15 protein-coding genes and 2 pseudogenes are annotated in these 12,770 nt (G+C 71.8%); 14 read left to right on the top strand and 3 right to left on the bottom strand.

Annotated features, from left to right (window positions below; translation table 11 throughout):
• Window positions 1–121 precede the first annotated feature (121 nt).
• From dprA to GTY67_RS26300, 3 genes and pseudogenes are all read right to left on the bottom strand, one after another.
• On the bottom strand, window positions 122–1,309 hold the full coding sequence (gene dprA / locus GTY67_RS26310) for a DNA-processing protein DprA (RefSeq protein ID WP_237502989.1): 1,188 nt from the start codon (window positions 1,307–1,309) through the stop codon (window positions 122–124).
• A gap of 221 nt (window positions 1,310–1,530) precedes the next feature.
• Window positions 1,531–2,913 (bottom strand): annotated as a pseudogene (locus tag GTY67_RS26305) (ATP-binding protein); the annotation flags it as partial.
• A 481-nt stretch (window positions 2,914–3,394) separates the two neighbouring features.
• Complete coding sequence (locus GTY67_RS26300; RefSeq protein WP_161280511.1) at window positions 3,395–3,796, bottom strand: helix-turn-helix domain-containing protein; 402 nt, start codon at window positions 3,794–3,796, stop codon at window positions 3,395–3,397.
• Window positions 3,797–4,053: 257 nt separating this feature from the next.
• Here GTY67_RS26300 and GTY67_RS26295 point away from each other — a divergent pair, with 257 nt between their 5' ends.
• The 14 genes and pseudogenes from GTY67_RS26295 to GTY67_RS35180 all read left to right on the top strand — a co-directional run bounded on the left by GTY67_RS26295 (window position 4,054) and on the right by GTY67_RS35180 (window position 12,748).
• On the top strand, window positions 4,054–4,341 hold the full coding sequence (locus tag GTY67_RS26295; protein WP_161280510.1) for a hypothetical protein: 288 nt from the start codon (window positions 4,054–4,056) through the stop codon (window positions 4,339–4,341).
• A 334-nt stretch (window positions 4,342–4,675) separates the two neighbouring features.
• Complete coding sequence (locus GTY67_RS26290; protein ID WP_343238767.1) at window positions 4,676–5,062, top strand: hypothetical protein; 387 nt, start codon at window positions 4,676–4,678, stop codon at window positions 5,060–5,062.
• Entirely contained in the window at window positions 5,059–5,583 is a 525-nt protein-coding gene (locus GTY67_RS26285) for a hypothetical protein (RefSeq protein ID WP_161280508.1), read from the top strand. Before GTY67_RS26290 ends, GTY67_RS26285 begins: the two co-directional genes overlap by 4 nt.
• Window positions 5,580–5,720 (top strand): hypothetical protein, encoded by a 141-nt coding sequence (locus GTY67_RS26280; protein ID WP_161280507.1) that lies wholly within the window; start codon window positions 5,580–5,582, stop codon window positions 5,718–5,720. The genes GTY67_RS26285 and GTY67_RS26280 overlap by 4 nt, the downstream gene beginning before the upstream one ends.
• Window positions 5,717–6,088, top strand: coding sequence for a hypothetical protein (locus tag GTY67_RS26275; RefSeq protein ID WP_161280506.1), 372 nt, complete (start codon window positions 5,717–5,719; stop codon window positions 6,086–6,088). The genes GTY67_RS26280 and GTY67_RS26275 overlap by 4 nt, the downstream gene beginning before the upstream one ends.
• Window positions 6,085–6,237 carry a hypothetical protein gene (locus tag GTY67_RS26270; protein ID WP_161280505.1) on the top strand — a complete coding sequence of 51 codons (153 nt, stop codon included), beginning with the start codon at window positions 6,085–6,087 and terminating at the stop codon, window positions 6,235–6,237. The genes GTY67_RS26275 and GTY67_RS26270 overlap by 4 nt, the downstream gene beginning before the upstream one ends.
• On the top strand, window positions 6,234–7,040 hold the full coding sequence (locus GTY67_RS26265) for a hypothetical protein (protein ID WP_161280504.1): 807 nt from the start codon (window positions 6,234–6,236) through the stop codon (window positions 7,038–7,040). The genes GTY67_RS26270 and GTY67_RS26265 overlap by 4 nt, the downstream gene beginning before the upstream one ends.
• Window positions 7,041–7,110: 70 nt before the next feature.
• Complete coding sequence (locus GTY67_RS26260; RefSeq protein ID WP_161280503.1) at window positions 7,111–7,785, top strand: hypothetical protein; 675 nt, start codon at window positions 7,111–7,113, stop codon at window positions 7,783–7,785.
• A gap of 165 nt (window positions 7,786–7,950) precedes the next feature.
• Window positions 7,951–10,419 carry a phage/plasmid primase, P4 family gene (locus GTY67_RS26255; protein WP_161280502.1) on the top strand — a complete coding sequence of 823 codons (2,469 nt, stop codon included), beginning with the start codon at window positions 7,951–7,953 and terminating at the stop codon, window positions 10,417–10,419.
• 375 nt (window positions 10,420–10,794) lie between these two features.
• A complete protein-coding gene (locus GTY67_RS26250) occupies window positions 10,795–11,019 on the top strand; it encodes a hypothetical protein (RefSeq protein ID WP_161280501.1) in 225 nt (74 codons plus the stop codon).
• Entirely contained in the window at window positions 11,016–11,468 is a 453-nt protein-coding gene (locus tag GTY67_RS26245) for a hypothetical protein (protein WP_161280500.1), read from the top strand. The genes GTY67_RS26250 and GTY67_RS26245 overlap by 4 nt, the downstream gene beginning before the upstream one ends.
• On the top strand, window positions 11,465–11,716 hold the full coding sequence (locus GTY67_RS26240) for a WhiB family transcriptional regulator (RefSeq protein ID WP_161280499.1): 252 nt from the start codon (window positions 11,465–11,467) through the stop codon (window positions 11,714–11,716). Before GTY67_RS26245 ends, GTY67_RS26240 begins: the two co-directional genes overlap by 4 nt.
• 128 nt (window positions 11,717–11,844) lie before the next feature.
• Window positions 11,845–12,225 (top strand): annotated as a pseudogene (locus GTY67_RS35185) (DNA cytosine methyltransferase); the annotation flags it as partial.
• A gap of 112 nt (window positions 12,226–12,337) precedes the next feature.
• Window positions 12,338–12,748, top strand: coding sequence for a hypothetical protein (locus tag GTY67_RS35180; RefSeq protein ID WP_343238766.1), 411 nt, complete (start codon window positions 12,338–12,340; stop codon window positions 12,746–12,748).
• Window positions 12,749–12,770: the final 22 nt, after the last annotated feature.

Below are 12,770 nucleotides of genomic sequence, written 5' to 3'. Positions count from 1 at the left end.
CCGTTCACGCCGCCCGCGCCTGCCGGGAGCCGGTGCCGTCGTCGCGGGCGAGGGCCCCCGGCAGGTCACCGATCGATCGTGCGAGGTCATCGGCCTTACCTTTTCACCCGAATGCTCCAGGTCAAGAACCGCCTCGCCGTGCGTCGCCGTCGCAGGGTGACGGAGGCGTCAACCGCCAGGCGTCGCCCTCGCGTTCGACGAACCCCAGTGAGTGCAGTTCGTACAGTCGCCCGAGCGTTTCGTCGGCGGACAGACCTGCGCCGCGAGCGAGGTCACGGGGGCTGACCGGACCGTGGTACGGGAGGGCGTCGAGGACCCTCGCCGCCGCCGGGCCCAGCCGGTCCCGAGGCAGCACCGGGCCGCGCCGGTCCGGTGCGAGGTCGCCGATCTCCCCGATCAGCTCGGCGACTTCGGACGCGTCGGTGACCAGCACGCCCTCACCGCGGAGCAGTTCGTGGACACCGGCCGACAGCCCGCTGGTGGCGGGGCCCGGCACGCCCATCACGGACCGGCCGAGCCGCTGTGCCTGCCGGGCGGTGACGAGGGAACCGCTGCGGTACTCGGCCTCCACGACGACCGTTCCCCTGGTCAGGGCGGCGATCACCCGGTTACGCAGGACGAACCTACTGCGGGTGGGATGGGCGCCCGGCGGCAACTCCGCGACCACCAGGCCCTGTTGGGCCACTCGTCCGATCAACTCCGCATGGCCCCGCGGATAGGGGACGTCGACCCCGCAGGCCAGCACCGCCGCCGTCGCGCCGCCCACCGCCAGGACCCCGCGGTGCGCCGCCCCGTCCACGCCGAACGCCGCGCCCGACACCACCACCCAGCCGCGCTCCGCGAGCCCGGCGCCGAGGGTCGCCGCCATGTGAGCCCCGTACGGCGTGCAGGCCCGCGCGCCGACCACCGCGACCGAGCGCAGGGCCCACAGCCGTAGGTCCGGGCTGCCGCGCACCCAGAGCGCCACGGGCCGGGCATTCCCCAAGTCGTCGAGTTGGCTCGGCCACTCCTGGTCCCCTGGGCAGACGAGGCGCCCGCCCAGGGCTTCCACCGCCGCCAGGTCCCGCTCGGGTTCGGCCGCCGCCGCCCGGAGCCGGTAGCCCTCCAGCCGTGCGGCGGTCATCCCCGGCAGCCGCTCCGCGGAGCCGTCCGCGACGCGGAGCGCCCGTAACAACGCGACGGGCCCGGCCCGCCGCAGCCACGCCCCGGCCCGCTCGTCCCCCGGCTCCAGCACCCGAGTCAACGCGGCCCGCGCCACCCGCTCGGGCTCCGGCCCACGCGCCGACTGCCCCGAGCCAGGTCCCGACAGGCCCCCGCGCCCCCGCGGCTCCGGGTCCCGCTCCGGCCGCCCCACGCCCGGCCCCGACCGATCCCCGCGCCCCCGCGGCTCCGGGTCCCGCTCGGGCCGCCCCACGCCCGGTCCCGGCTCGTCCCGCCGCCCCGTCGGCTCCGAGGCCGCCCCGAGCACCGGCTCCTGCCACAGCCCCTCAGCGACCGGTTCCCGCGAAGGCCCCTCCTCCCCCAGCCTCCTCACAGCGCCCCCATCTCCATCGGCGCCCCGCGCTGGATGCCCGTCCGCAGCTCCAGGGCGACCGCGATGTCACGGTCCTCCGGGCGGGGCGCGCCCCTCAGGTCGGCCACCGTCCAGGCCACCCGCAGCACCCGGTCCAAGCCCCGGGCCGTGAGGAGTCCGCGCTCCAGGTCCCGTTCCGCCGCCGCCAGCGCCCCGGGGGCCGCCAGCAGGCGGGTCCGCAGCTCATGGCCGGGGACCTCGCTGTTGGTCGTCCACGGCGTCCCGGCCAGCCGCTCCGCCGCCCGCGCCCTGGCCTCCCGAACCCGTGCGGCCACCACCGCCGTGGGCTCGCCCCGGCCGCCCTGTTCCAGCAGGTCCGCGCGGTCGACCGGCTCCACCTCGACCCGCAGGTCCACCCGGTCCAGGAGGGGGCCGGACAGGCGCGCCTGGTAGCGGCGGACCACCGAGGGCGGGCACTCGCAGCCCGCGCCGGTGAGGGTGTGGCGCCCGCAGGGGCACGGGTTGGCGGCCAACACCATCAGGAACCGGGCCGGCAGCCGCACCACCCCCGCCGCCCGCGCCACCACCACATGGCCCGACTCCAGCGGCTGCCGCAGCGCGTCCAGGGCCTTGCCCGAGAACTCCGGGGCCTCGTCCAGGAAGAGCACTCCGCGGTGGGCCAGCGAGACCGCTCCCGGCCTCGGCATCCCGTTGCCGCCGCCCACCAGTGACTGCATCGTCGCCGAGTGGTGCGGGGCGCAGTACGGCGCCCGGGAGACGAGCGGTTCACCCGGGGGGAGGATGCCCGCCACGGAGTGGACCGCCGTCACTTCGAGGGATTCCTGCCGGGTCAGTGGCGGCAGGACCGCCGAGAGCCGCTCGGCCAGCATGGTCTTGCCCGCGCCCGGCGGACCCGAGAACAGCAGATGGTGTCCCCCGGCCGCCGCCACCTCCAGAGCTTTGCGGGGACGCGGCTGTCCCGCCACGTCCGCCAGGTCCGGGGTGTGGCCCTCGCCGCGTGCGGAGGCCGGGGCCAGGCCGGCGCCGAGGCCGGTGCCCGGGACCATCAGTCCGGCGAGCATCGCGTCGGGGCGCCCCCGGTCGTCGACGGGCTCCTCGGGCACCGGTTCGTCGCAGAGGACGGCGATGAGCTGCCGCAGGCTCCGGACGCCGAGGACCGAGACGCCCGGCACCAGCGCGGCCTCCCCGGCCGTCTGCTCGGGGACGACCACCTGCTGGTATCCGGCCTCGGCCGCCGCGAGGACGGCCGGGAGCACTCCCCGTACGGGACGGACCCGGCCGTCCAGGCCCAGCTCGCCGATCATCACCACGTCGGCGATGGAGGCGGGGTCGATCCGCTCGGCCGCACCGAGGACCGCACACGCCACGGCGAGATCGAAGCAACGAAAAAGGCGCCCTTAAAGGGCGCTGCTTTCTCGTGCTGTTTGAAGTTCAGAGGGGTGGGCGACCGGCAGGCTCCTCGCCTGTCTCCGCGCGTAGCCAACAGCCGGACCGGGTGGCGTGGGCCAGGTGCTGGTTCCACTCCTCGACCAGGGCTTCGCTCATTTCGCCGCGGCGGACGCAGATCACGGTGTCACCACCGCGCACGACCTCCACCATGGTCCTTCCATCGGGTACGAGATCGCTGAGCACGATACGGGCACTCCCGGTTTGTACTTCGCCGCCAGACATCTGACCCCCACGTGTGTGCCCTCCGCTGGATTCGCTCACTAGTTCGATCGCCCCAGCTTCGTGCAGGTTACCGGAATCTCATGCCCGCCAGGCAGACCGCAATGGTGCCGCATTGAACAGCTTCTGACTACCGTGAGCGCGCAAGGATTACCGCGCGTACAAGCTGAGGCCACTGCATATGCCAGAGCGTCACTCCGGTGGCGCGATGGCATCAATGAGGCGACGCAGCTGCTCCAGCTGCTCCGGGGTCATGCGGTCCGCCCGGCGCACCAAGGCGCGCGCGTCGCTGGACTCGGACCACACCACGTCGATGCCGAAGAATTGGCTGCCGGCCGCGTCCTGGACCCGGCCGAGCGGCAGCTCCAGCGCGGAGGCGAGGGCGCGCAGCTGGGGGTACTGCGGCGGGATAACCGGCTGCCCCTTTTCCAGGCGGTCGATCCAGCTGTACTTCACCTGGGGCTCGCCGGTGTCAGGGTCAACCGTCCGGTCCTGAACGGCCCGGAGGCTGAGCCGTAGCTCCTGCCTGCGGGCGCGCACGAGGTCGGACAGGTCCGTCCGCGCGGGTGCGTCGTGTTCGGCCATGAGGTTCATCCTGCCACTCCGTGTCATGTCATGAGCCCGCGGGTGTTCATGTGACTGAGGGGGAATGCCCGACATCCCCCCTGGTGGCGCCGCTAGGTCATCTCACGCGCCGAACAGAGTGTCCACGATATGCAACACCGGCGCCAGAGCGCATAGGCGCAATGGCCGGTTCCGAATCTCACTGTTGCAGGAGATGGACACAGCGTTCATCGTGTGCGACGCTTCTCGTGTCCAACCAGAACAACACCCTGTTGTAAGAGGTTGATGTGAGCGACGACGCCACGAAGTACACCCTGTTCAGCCGGGCTCGCCTGCGGGATCTGATGAGGCGCACCGGCACCGGTGAGCGGATCACCACCCGCCAGCTGGCGGCAGACATCGGCATCGCCCACGGCACCGTCGGCGGTCTGCTGACTGGCGCAGTCCAGGTGGTACCCGAGTCCACCGCAGTTGACATCGCGGCGCGTATCGGGGTCGACCTGCTGGTGCTCTTCATCCCCGTCTGCCGCGCCAACCCGGCACCACTGGCCGTCGTCCACGCGGACACGGCATGAGCACGCCAGCGTTCGACCGGTCTGCCGCTGAGCGCCGCCTTGGCCCGACGGTCCTGGCATCCATCAGCCGCCTTGTCGATGAGGCGCCGCCGCTGAGCACTGAGCAGTTGGAGCACCTGCGGGCGGCATTCGCTTCCGCCCGGGCTGCTGCGGCTGCGCAGCCTCGGCCGGCTCAGGCCGCCTGACCCGCACATGAAAGCGGGGCCGGCCCGGACGCAACCCGGTCGACCCCGACGACACCCTCACCCACCAGAGAGACGAGGACATCGTGTCCGTACAGAGTATCCCTCCCACGGACTTGCCCGCCGGTCACCGGCGCACGGTCCACGTGGACGTGGCTTTTCCCCGGCCGACGACGGTGGCTGCGACGTTCCGGGCTGCGGCCCGGCTGCTCGCGGCGAACGGCTTGTACCAGGGCGGGGATTACTTCCCGAACGCCCTGTCCGACAAGACCACCCCGTACGCGTCCCGTCCGCTGTCGATCCCGGCGGCGTTGCGGTGCGCGGTGGTGGGTGACCCGCGCTCGTACTCGCTGCTGGCCGACGAGGCGGTGGCGGTTCTCGCGCTGCGGCTGGAGGTCGACGGGGAGGGCCCGGAGTTCGGGGACCTGTTCGACCTGGAGGACCACGTCGACGACTGGGCCGAGGTGGACGGGCGTACGACGGAGTGCGCGGTTGCGGTGCTGTACGCGGCGGCGGACGCCACGGCGGTGACCCTGTGAACGCGAAGCGTGTGAGCGCGGCGGCCGGGGTGGTGCTGGCGGCGCAGAAGCAGCGGCAGACCCCGGCGGGTATCGCAGCCGCTCTGGAGGCGGCGGGGCTGCTCCAGTCCCCGGAGTCGGCGGCCGAGCTGGTGGCCCTGCGCGAGGAACTGGCCGGTCTCAAGCAGGCGTACGCCCGGCTGGAGGCCAGGTGCGACCACATCGCGAAGGCTGCGGTGTCGTGGCGCAAGGAGGCTGACGGTCGGAAGGCGTACGGCCTTACCCTGCGGGCCAGGGTCGCCGAGCTGGAGGCGCTGACGCCCGCGCCGATCCAGACGTGCCAGTCCTGCGGGGCGGGCTACACGTACGGCGAGGCGTGCTCGGTCTGCACGTACAAGCGGCAGGTGGCCGAAGCTCTGGGCCGCGACCTCCCCGAGGCGACGCCCGACCCGCTGGCGTACGGGCCGTCCGGCTACCGCTGCGGTTGCGGCAAGGACGCCCACTCGAACCTCACGCCGTGCGCCCCGGACGGTGCCCTGTGACCGGCTGGCAGATCGTCGCCGGGTCAACCGCCGCATACGCCCTGTGCGCCATCGCCCTCGTCCTCGTCCTCGACGGACACCACCCCCTCACCCACCTCGCCGAGCTCCTGCACCGCCACCTCGGAGGCCACCGATGACCGACGACCAGAAGCCCGTCACCGGGCCCATCCCGATCTACGTCCGCACCATCCCGACCGGTGTCGTCCTCGACCTGGCCGCGCTGCGCGACCTGGTCATCGGCGACGTGATCGACGCGCTCCTCGACCCGGCCGACACCGGACTGTGGGACAGGCTCCACGAGCTGGCGGACCTGGGCATGGCCGACATGCCGCATGTCCCGATGGAGGGCCGCCTCCTCACCGAGAACCTCATCGCCGACCTTGGTGAGCGCGCCTCGTCCCGGGTCCCGCTGTACGGCCCGGCCGCGCTGGAGCTGACGCGCAAGCTGCGGGCCGCCGCCGCACCGAAGGCCGTTCCGCCGCAGCGTGCGGCAGGTGCCGCGTGAGCGCCCGCTCCTGCCCGACCTGCCGCCGCACGTTCGAGGACTGCACCTGCACCGGAGGCGTCGCGATCAGCTGCGTCGCTGGCCTCGCGCTCGTCTTCTACGCGCTGCTCGCCATCGCCGCACTCGTCACCCTCGGGAGGGTCCTGTGATCGCCACCGGGAACGACGAGTACAGCCAGATCCTGGCCGAGCGCATCAGGCAGTTCATCATCGACGCGGACGCCAACGCCGGCCGGTCGCAGCAGAAGGCCATCGGCCCGTCCGAGGTCGGCGAGCCGTGCGAGCGGCAGCTCTCGTACAAGATGCTCGACTGGCCGGAGACCAACGAGAACCGCGACCCGATTGCGGCGATCATCGGCACCGGGTTCCACATGTGGATGGCCGAGAAGTTCGAAGCACGGCAAACCGTCATGGCCGACGGGACGCCCCGGTACCGCATCGAAGAACGCGTCACCGTGAGGGACAGCCCGATTGAGGGCGCCCGCCTGGCCGGCAGCTCGGATCTGTACGACCGGCTCGCCCAGCTGAACAACGACTGGAAGCTCGTCGGCAAGTCGTCCCACGACAAGTACCGGCGGCAGGGACCCGGCGAGAAGTACCGCATCCAAGCCCACCTCTACGGGCTCGGCCAGGAAAACGCCGGGCACCCCCCGACCCGGGTCGCCGTCACCTTCATCGCCCGCTACCACGAGCTGAAGGTCCACGTCTGGTCCGAGCCGTACGACCGTGGCGTCGCCGAGCAGGCACTCGCCCGGCTGGACCGCATCCGGGCCCGCGCCATGGAGCTGGAGCCCGACCTCCACCCGGAGAACTGGGCCGCCATCCCCATCCCCGACAAGCCCAACTGCCGGTTCTGCCCCTGGCTCAAGCCCGGATCCACCGACCTCACCATCGGCTGCCCCGGGGTGCAGAACGCCAACGCGGGCGCCTCCCTCGAAGCGCTCATCGCCTGACCCGCAGGCCCCACAAACCCGCCGCTCAACCGCAGTCGGCGTCCACCACAACCAGCAGGAGCAGAAGCAAATGACCACCCCGCAGCAGCAGCACCAGGTCCCCTCCGCCGACGACTTCCTCATGGGCGGAGGCGGCGCCCCGAGCGCCAAGTTCCCCACCCCGGGGACCGTCCTCTCCGGCCGGATCACCGAGCGGCCCACCGTTGAGCAGCAGCGCGACATCAAGGACGGGTCGAAGAAGTTCTGGGGCGACGGCAACCCGATGATGCAGCTCGTCGTCACCGTCCAGACCGACGAGCGGGACCCGCAGAACGAGGAGGACGACGGGCGCCGCCGGCTCTTCGTCAAGGGCCAGCTCAAGAACGCCATCGCCGACGCGGTCCGTACCGCCGGAGCCCGCGGCCTGGAAGTTGGCGGCACCCTCACCGTCACCTACACGCACGACGGGACCGCGACGCAGCGCGGCTTCAGCCCGCCGAAGCAGTACACCGCGCAGTACGTCGCCGCCGCGGCGAACGCCCTGCACACCCCGGACCCGGGCACCGCCGCGCCCCAGCAGCAGTACACGGCACCGCCCGCCGCCCAGCAGTACACCCCGCCGGCACCCGCCCCGGCGGCCGCACCGCCCGCGGCCATCCCCGGGCTCACCCCGGAGCAGCTCCAGGCGGCCATGGCCAACCCGGCCACCGCGGCACTCATCGCCCAGCAGCAGGCCGCCGCGGCCACCACCCCGCCGCCGTTCTAGGCGGCACCACCCCAGGCGCCGCCCGCCACGGCTGACCTCCCCGCATCGCCGTGGCGGGCGGACCACCAGCACACAGCCTCGGCATCCACGCCGCGAGGGCGCGGGATCGACTCCCGCCCGAGGCACTCACACCAGCTACACGGCACCACGCAAGGAGTAGGCACCTTGAGCGAGACCAGCACCATGGCCCGCGCCACACCGCTCGACGGAGCACTCTGGCTCGTCCGGCACGGATTCGCCGTGTTCACTGCGGACCATCCGGGGCTGGCCCAGTGCGCTGGCATCGGCCGCGGCCACGACCCGGAGACCTGCGTCGACCGGGGCAAGCACCCCACGGTGCCGTTCACCAAGGGGCACACCCGTGACGAGCAGCAGGTCCACCGCGACTTCGGCACCCAGCTCCGCAACGTCGGCATCTACGTCGGGGCGTGCGCCGGGCCGCAGGGTGAGCAGCTCCTCGTCGTCGACAGCGACCGGCCCCGGGCGATCGAAGACGTCGCCGCCCAGCTCGGGCAGCAGCACACCCCGACCATGCGGGTCCGTACCGCGAAGGGCTACCACGATTACTACTGGGCCCCGGGGGACGTGAAGCTCGGCAACCGGCTCGGCTCCCTGCAGGGTCTGTTCGACGGGGACGTCCGCTCCGGCAACGCCTTCGTCATCGGCCCCGGATCAGTCCACGCCACCGGAGTGACGTACGAACTGGAGGACGAGGAGCAGCCCCCGGTGGCCTTGCCCGAGTGGCTGCTCACCGCGCTGCTCGCCCGCCCGGTACCGGCGCAGGCCCCGGCTGGCGCCCCGGCCATCATCGTCCCTGCGGACCGGCACGACGCGTACACCCGGCGGGCCGTTCAGGCCGAGTGCGACGCGATCACCGGCGCCCCAAACGGGGACCAGAACAACACCATCAACCGGGCCGCGTTCAGCGTCGGCACCCTCGTCGGTGCTGGGGCGCTGACCGAGGGCGAGGCCCGGCAGACCCTGCTGTCCGCGGCGCGCGCCGGCAACCACCCGGAAGGGCGGGCGGTGGCCGCGATCTCCTCCGGGCTCACCGCAGGTATCGCCCACCCGCGCAGCCCGTGGCCCCCGGTGGCCCGGGCGAGCAGCTGGCCGACCGTGGTGAACCTGGCCGACCTCATCGCCCCGGACGACACCACCACCACGGCGGCGGCACCCGCCCCGAATTGGGTGGCACCGCGGGAGCCTGCGGTTGAGCTGCCGGCCCCGATGCCCGCGCGGGAGTGGGACGACATCGGGAACGCGCAGCGTGTCGTCGACCGGTTCGGCACCGAGGTGCGGTGGATCAAGGACACCGAGCAGTGGGCCACCTACGAAAACGGGCGGTGGACGTTCAAGGGCGCGAACACCGCGGTGTGGACCCGAGTCGTCGCCACAATCAACGCGCTGCCCGAGGAGGCGGACAACTACAGCGATGAGCAGCCGGTGTTCGAGCCAGGTGAGAAGCCGACGAAGGACGAGCGGCTCTCCGAGCGGGAACGGTTCGAGAAGTTCGCCCGGCAGCAGCGGATGCGGCCGAAGCTCGCCGCGGCCCGCGAGGTGCTCCAGGCCCACCCGGGGCTGCACGTCCACATGGACCACTTCGACCGGCCGGAGATGCTCCTCAACGTCGGCAACGGCGTTGTCGACCTGACCACCGGTGACCTTCTCGCTCACAACCGGGGGCTGTATCTCATGCAGCAGTCCTCGGTGGCGTACCGCCCGGGGGCGGGCGCCCCAATGTGGGAGGACTTCCTCCACTCGGTCATGCCGGACGACGAGCGGCGCGCCTACCTCGCCCGCGTCGTCGGCTACACCCTGACCGGGTCGACGCAGGAGCAGGCCATGTTCATCCACCACGGCGGTGGCCAGAACGGCAAGGGCGTGTTCATGCGCATCCTGATGTCGCTCCTCGGGGAGTACGCCCAGTCGGTGCCCAGGTCGACGCTCCTTGCGAAGCAGGGCGACGGCATCCCCAACGACGTGGCCCGGATGATGGGCAAGCGGCTCCTCGCGACGACGGAGACGTCCGCTGGGAAGAAGCTGGACGACGAGCTGGTGAAGCAGCTCACCGGCGAGGACACCATGTCGGCGCGGTTCATGCGCGCCGAGTTCTTCGACTTCCGCCCCGTCGGGAAGATCCACCTGGCGACGAACTACCTGCCGTCCGTCGGCAGCGGGCACGGCATGGCGCGGCGCCTCCAGGACATCGGGTGGGACGTCACCGTCGCTCCGTCGAAGCGGGTCGCCAAGCTGGACGAGAAGATCATGGCCACCGAGGCGGCCGGGGTCCTGAACTGGGCCATCGCCGGGTGCCTGGAGTGGCAGAAGCGGGGCCTGGACGTGCCGGCCTCGGTGCAGGAGAAGACCCGCGAGCACATCGCGAACTCCGATCCGCTGGCCATGTGGCTGGACGAGGAGACCGAAGAAGCCCCGGGGCACGTGGTCGAGACGCGGTCGCTGTACGCCAACTACAAGGTGTGGTCCGAGACGGCGAACCTGCGCCCGATGTCGATGACCGCGTTCTCCCTGGCGTTGGGCGAGCGGGACATCGAGTCGGGCAAGGACTCCCGGACCCGCCGGGCCGTGACGTTCGGCCGCAAGCTCATCGCCTTCGACTTCACCCCGGTGGCCTGACATGGCCAAGTGCGAAGGACTTGCGAAGGGGTTTGCGAAGGACTTGGCGAAGGACTTGACCTGCGGTTCGAAGGAGTCGAAGGGGTTTTACAGGGGTCACACATACAAGCACTACCTCTTTTCTGTATCGCCTTACGGCAACCGAACCTGCGGAAACCCCTTCAACCCCTACGCATCGCAGGTCAGGCCCTTCGCGAAGTCCTTCGCACAGTCCTTCGCAACCCCTTCGCACCCGATGGGCGGCCACCGATGACCGGCCGCCGCCAGCCGGTCAACCCCGGTATTGCCGCGAAGCTCGCCCTGTCCGCGGACCACGCGCGCCCGGGCACTTGCCCCGGGTGTGGCGCTGACGTACTGCGCGCTCGTGCCGGCCGAGTGGCAGCGCTCGACGTGGTGGCCGACCCGGAACCCATCGACGTGACGGCGGAGATCCTGGCCCGCCTTGCCGGGCGGCTCACCTGGTACCTCGTCACCAGCCGCCTCGGGCAGCAGCGCATCGTCTGGCGCCACCCGATCCACGCAGGGCCGGGCCCGCCACTGCACCCGGTCATCGCTGACCACGAGTGCCCACCCCAACCCGTCCAGGAGAGGCTGCTGTGAACCAACTCCTCCGCCGCTTCACGATCGCCCTGCCCCCCGGGCTGAAGCTGCTGAACGCGAACCAGCGCATCCACTACCGGGTCCGCGCCGAAACGACCGCTGCAATCCGCGGCGCCGCGATGGCGCAGTGCTCCGAGGACACGGTCATGCGCCGGGCCCTCATCGAGGCCGGCGCCGCCCCGGTCATGCAGCACGCGTACATCCTCGGAGTGCTCCACCCTCCGTCCAAGCGCCGCGCAGACCCCGCGAACTGGTACCCGAGTTTCAAAGCCGCGGTCGACGGGATCGTCGAAGCCGGGGTGCTGGAGGACGACGACCACACCCGCGTCGTCGGCCCCGACATGCGCATCGGACCCGTGGCCAAAGGCGGCCAGCTCGTCCTCCACATTCAGGAGTTGAGCACCGAGCAGCACGCCGCGTTCCAGTGGGGAATGCAGGTGGCCTCATGAACCCCACCATCGCCCTCGACGCGATCTGCGCCCAAGTCGACCCGGAGCTGTTCTTCCCGGGCCGCGGCGACCACGCGTCGTCCCGTGCGGCCAAGACGATCTGCCTCGGCTGCCCTACCCGTCAGGCCTGCCTCGCCGAGGCGCTCGCCCTGGAAGCCGGAGCAGACAAGTCCCACCGCTACGGCATCCGCGGCGGCTGCACCCCGCGTGAACGCGCCCAGCTCGCCCGCCGACGGAGCGCCGCGTGACGGCCGCCCTGGCCCGGGCCCGCGCCCTCCTCGACCAACCCCCGCCCACCGTCCTCCCCGGGCAACTCGCCACCCCCGCCCCCGGCCTCCGCACCGGGTCCGTGTGCTCCGGCTACCGCGGACTCGACATGGCCGTCGAGGAGGTGTTCGGCGGGACCACCGCATGGGTGTCGGACATCGACCCCGGGGCGAGCCAGATCCTCGCACACCACTGGCCCGACACCCCGAACCACGGCGACCTCACCCATACCGACTGGGCCGCCGTCGAGCCCGTCGACATCCTCTGCGGCGGCTACCCCTGCCAACCGCTGAGCCTCGCCGGCCAACTGAACGGAACTGCTGATGCCCGCTGGATCTGGCCCCACATCGCAACCGCCCTTCGCGTTCTACGACCCCGAATCGCGATCTTTGAGAACGTCGCAAATCACCTTCGACTCGGACTTGCCGACGTCCTCGCCGACCTTGCCGACCTCGGGTTCGATGCGGAATGGTGCACTGTTCGCGCGTCGGAGGTCGGCGCTCCCCACCAGCGCAACCGCCTCTTCCTCCTCGCCCGGAATGCCGACGCCCAGGGCCCGGGACTGGAAGGGGCCTGGGTACCCGGACGACCTGCCGAGCACCGTGACGCTGCTCAAGACGCCCACCGCGAACCTCGCGATCAACGGCGGCTCGCAACACCCGGCGAAGCGGAAGGCCGGGGGGCACGGACCGACGCTGGCCGACGAGGTGGAGCACCTGCTGCCGACACCGGCCGCGGCGGACGGCAGGGACACGGCGAACTTCCGGCCGGACGGGACGCCCTACGGCGAGGGGTACGGGCCGACGCTGACGGACGCCAGCCGGCTCCTGCTCCCGACGCCGCGCGCCTCGGACGGGGCGAAGGGCGGCCCGAACCAGCGCGGCTCGAAGGGCGACCTGGCCTTGCCGGCGGTAGCGCACCGGATTGGGGCCGCTTCGCCCCCGCCATCGCCCGCTGGGAGAACACCACCGGACGACGAGCCCCATGGGCAACTGACGATCGCAATCGACTGAGCCCCGCGTTCGTCGAGTGGCT

It is taken from the genome of Streptomyces sp. SID8374, from assembly GCF_009865135.1.
Lineage (GTDB): Bacteria > Actinomycetota > Actinomycetes > Streptomycetales > Streptomycetaceae > Streptomyces.
Note: the sequence above shows the minus strand (reverse complement) of the source record. Positions and strands in the feature narration are given on the sequence as shown.

Excerpts from the sequence above, each read along its gene's own strand:
- GTY67_RS26300 (WP_161280511.1), bottom strand. The coding sequence starts at position 3,796 with ATGAACCTCATGGCCGAACACGACGCACCCGCGCGGACGGACCTGTCC.
- GTY67_RS26275 (WP_161280506.1), top strand. The coding sequence starts at position 5,717 with ATGACCGACGACCAGAAGCCCGTCACCGGGCCCATCCCGATCTACGTC.
- GTY67_RS26260 (WP_161280503.1), top strand. The coding sequence starts at position 7,111 with ATGACCACCCCGCAGCAGCAGCACCAGGTCCCCTCCGCCGACGACTTC.
- GTY67_RS26240 (WP_161280499.1), top strand. The coding sequence starts at position 11,465 with ATGAACCCCACCATCGCCCTCGACGCGATCTGCGCCCAAGTCGACCCG.